Raw genomic sequence first — 3,765 nt, 5'->3', positions numbered from 1 at the left:
CGCGGGCGATGCCGATGCGCTGACGCTGACCGCCGGAGAACTGGTGCGGGTACCGGTTGATGTGCTCCGGGTTGAGCCCGACCAGGTCGAGCAGCTCGCGGACCTTGGCCCGGCGGCTACCCTTCGGCGCCACCTCCGGGTGGATCTCGAACGGCTCACCGAGCAGGTCACCGACGGTCATCCGCGGGTTCAGCGAGGTGTACGGGTCCTGCATGACCAGCTGGATCTGCCGGCGCAGACGCCGCAGCGCCCCACCGGACAGCTTGGAGATGTCCTGGCCCTTGTAGACCACGTTGCCCGCGGTCGGCTTCTCCAGGTTCATCAGCACCCGGGCGAGCGTCGACTTGCCGCAGCCCGACTCGCCGACCACACCGAGCGTCTCTCCGGCTCGCAGACCGAACGAGACCCCGTCGACCGCCTTGACCTGACCGACGGTCTTCTTGAACACCACACCCTGCGTGACGGGGTAGTGCTTGACCAGGTCATTGACCTCGAGGATGTTCTCAGACACGGTTCACCAGCTCCTCGGCGAAGTGGCAGGCGCTGGCCCGGGCGGGGCCGACCTGCAGCAGCGGCGGGACCTTCTCCCGGCACACCGGCTGAGCCATCGGGCACCGCGGGTTGAACGGGCAGCCCGGCGGGATGTTCATCAGGTTCGGCGGGAGGCCCTTGATCGTCCGGAGCTGCTGCCCCTTCTCGTCGAGGCGCGGGATCGAGTCGATCAGACCCAGCGTGTACGGGTGCGCCGGCTTGGCGTACAGCTCGTACACGTCGGCTTCCTCGACGATCCGGCCCGCGTACATGACCGCGATCCGGTCCGCGACGTCGGCGACCACACCGAGGTCGTGGGTGATCAGGATCATGCCCATCTGCCGCTCGCGCTGGAGCTCGGCCAGCAGGTCCATGATCTGGGCCTGCACTGTCACGTCGAGGGCGGTGGTCGGCTCGTCCGCGATCAGCACCTCGGGATCGAGCGCCAGCGACATCGCGATCATCGCGCGCTGCCGCATACCGCCGGAGAACTGGTGCGGGTAGTTGTTGAACCGACCCTTGGCGTTCGGGATCTTGACCTGGTCGAGCATGTCGATCGCGCGCTTCTTGGCCTCCGCGCGGCCCATGCCACGCCGGACCCGGAACTGCTCGGCGATCTGGAACCCGACGGTGAAGACGGGATTCAGCGCAGAGAGTGCGTCCTGGAAGATCATCGCGATGCCCTCGCCGCGAATGCGGCGCCGCTCCTCGTCGGACATGCGGAGCATGTCCTTGCCGTGGAAGCGGACCTGCCCACCGGTGACGAAGCCGGGAGGCGTGTCGAGGATGCCCATGATGGTCTGCGCGGTGACGCTCTTACCGGAGCCGGACTCGCCGAGCACGGCGAGGGTCTCCCCCGCGTCGACGTGGTACGTGACCCCGTTGATGACCTTTGCGACGCCGTCCCGGGTACGGAACTCCACCCGCAGGTCGTCGACCTCGAGCAGCCGGCCGGAGGGACGCCCGGACCCGCCGGGACCCGGCGCTGACTGCTCGGACACGAGAATGTCGGACACTGGATCTCCCCTAGCGGAGTTTCGGATCGAGGGCCTCGCGGACCGACTCACCGAGCATCACGAAGCTCAGCACTGCGGTGACGAGGAACGCGGCGGGGAAGAACACCAGCCCTGGCGCGACCCGGACAAAATTCTGCCCATCACTGATCATGATGCCCCAGGACACCACCGGCGACTTCAGACCGACGCCCAGGAACGACAGGGTGGCCTCGGCGCCGATGAACGAGCCGACCATGATCGTGCCGTAGACCAGCAGCGGGGCCAGGCAGTTCGGCAGCAGGTGCTTGAGGATGATCCGACCGGTGCCGGCACCCAGCGCGCGGGCCGCCACGATGTAGTCGGCCTCCTTGGTGGCGAGCACCGAGGAACGCATCAGCCGCATCACGACCGGCCAGCTCAGCACGATCAGTGACGCGGTCACCAGGCCCATGATCTGGGCCTTGCTGTTACCGGCGCCCGACCCGTTGAAGGTGGTCAGGATGACGATCGCACCGAGCACGAACGGCAGACCGAAGAAGACGTCGGCGATCCGGCTGAGCAGCGCGTCCACCCAGCCACCGCGGTAACCGGAGATGATGCCCATGGTTCCGCCGATGAGCAGGGTGCCCAGCACGGAGAGCACGGCGACCACGATGGAGGCCCGTGCGCCGTAGATGACCCGGGCGTAGACGTCGCGGCCCTGCACGTCGTAGCCGAACCAACCATTGGCGGACGGCTTGTCGAGGCTGCGCGACAGCGAGCCGTTGACCGCGTCGCCCGGGGCGAACAGCGCCGGGAAGGCCGCCATCAACAGGAAGATCACGATCAGCGTGGCCGAGATCCAGAACAGCGGCTTGCGCCGCAGATCCCGCCAGGCGTCGCCGAGCAGGCCGCGCGGCTTCTCGTTGCTCTGCGGCTGGCCCGCGGTGGCGGGTGCGGCGGAGTCGGTGGGGTGTGCGCCAGGGGTGCTGACGATCGATGCGGTACTCGGGTCACTCATAACGGATCCTCGGGTCCAGGGCGGCGTAGAGCAGGTCAACCAGCAGGTTCATCACGAGATAGACCAGCACCAGGACGACCACGATGCCTACCACCGTGGCGCTTTCCTTGGTGATGATCGCCCGGAAGACCTGGCGGCCGATTCCGTTGATGCCGAAGATTCCCTCGGTGACGATCGCGCCACCCATCAGGGCACCGAGGTCGGTGCCGAGCAGGGTCACCACCGGGATGAGCGAGTTGCGCAGCAGGTGCACGCCGACCACCCGGCGCATCGGCAGGCCCTTGGCGATGGCGGTGCGCACGTAGTCGGCGCGACGGTTCTCCGCGATGCTCGTTCTTGCCACCCGGGCGATGTACGCCACTGACGCGCTGCCCAGCACGAAGCCCGGCACGATCAACTCGGACCACCGCATCTCGGAGGAGACGGTCGGCTTGATGATGCCCCACTGCACACCCAGCAGCCACTGCAACACGAAGCCGACCACGAAGACCGGCAGCGCGATCAGGAAGAGGGTGGAGACCAGGACCAGGTTGTCCAGGAAGCCGTTACGCCGCAGACCGCTGAGGACACCGGCGCCAAGGCCGATGATCGCCTCGATGGCGAGCGCCACGACGGCCAGCTTCAGGGTGTTCGGGTACGAAGTCAGGATGATGTCGCTGATCTCGCGCTGCGAGAAGGTCTGACCGAAGTCGCCCTGGAGCAGGTTCTTCATGTAGTTCGCGTACTGCACGAAGACGTTCTGGTCGAGGTGGTACTTCTCGGTCATGAAGGCGATGTACTGGTCCGGGCAGCGACGCTCGCCGCACTTACCGGCGAACGGATCGCCCGGAACGGCCCAGACGAGCCAGTAGATCAGGAACGTCGTACCGATGAAGACCGGCACGAGTTGGAGCAGCCGTCTCAACAGATAACGGCCCATGGGGTGGTCCTCCAGACAGGGGGCGCGTCGGACGGCCGACACGGTGGTGACAACGTGCGAGTGGAGTGTTGTAACACCCAATCGCGGAACGGCCCCGGGTCGGGCTCACCGGATGTGGCGAGCCCGACCCGGGGTCAGACCGTTCGGATCAGAGCTCGACCGAGGTGATGTCGATCTCGCCGACGTTGTTCAGCTCGAGCTTCTTGATCTTCTCCGAGTGGCCGGTCCCAGACCGGCTTGTCCCAGGTGACCAGTGGGTCGCCGCCCCAGATGTCGTTCACCAGCACGTCGAGTTGGCGGTGCTCGGCGTCGATCCGGGC

General features: G+C 66.8%; 4 protein-coding genes and 1 pseudogene. All 5 read right to left on the bottom strand.

Annotated elements, in window-relative coordinates:
- Positions 1-511: ATP-binding cassette domain-containing protein (locus ABZ749_RS31355; RefSeq protein ID WP_357234136.1), on the bottom strand; the 511-nt coding region annotated here is incomplete at its 3' end.
- Complete coding sequence (locus tag ABZ749_RS31350) at positions 504-1,532, bottom strand: ABC transporter ATP-binding protein (RefSeq protein ID WP_091406372.1); 1,029 nt, start codon at positions 1,530-1,532, stop codon at positions 504-506. The genes ABZ749_RS31350 and ABZ749_RS31355, both read right to left, overlap by 8 nt.
- Before the next feature lie 25 nt (positions 1,533-1,557).
- Complete coding sequence (locus tag ABZ749_RS31345; RefSeq protein ID WP_124860279.1) at positions 1,558-2,526, bottom strand: ABC transporter permease; 969 nt, start codon at positions 2,524-2,526, stop codon at positions 1,558-1,560.
- Positions 2,519-3,445 (bottom strand): ABC transporter permease, encoded by a 927-nt coding sequence (locus tag ABZ749_RS31340; RefSeq protein ID WP_112681467.1) that lies wholly within the window; start codon positions 3,443-3,445, stop codon positions 2,519-2,521. The genes ABZ749_RS31345 and ABZ749_RS31340 overlap by 8 nt, the downstream gene beginning before the upstream one ends.
- Positions 3,446-3,660: 215 nt before the next feature.
- A pseudogene (locus tag ABZ749_RS31335) lies at positions 3,661-3,765 on the bottom strand (short-chain dehydrogenase); the annotation flags it as partial.

Source organism: Micromonospora sp. NPDC047753, assembly GCF_040642735.1.
Lineage (GTDB): Bacteria > Actinomycetota > Actinomycetes > Mycobacteriales > Micromonosporaceae > Micromonospora.
The sequence above is the reverse complement of the archived record's forward strand: the minus strand, read 5'-3'. Positions and strand labels throughout refer to the sequence as shown.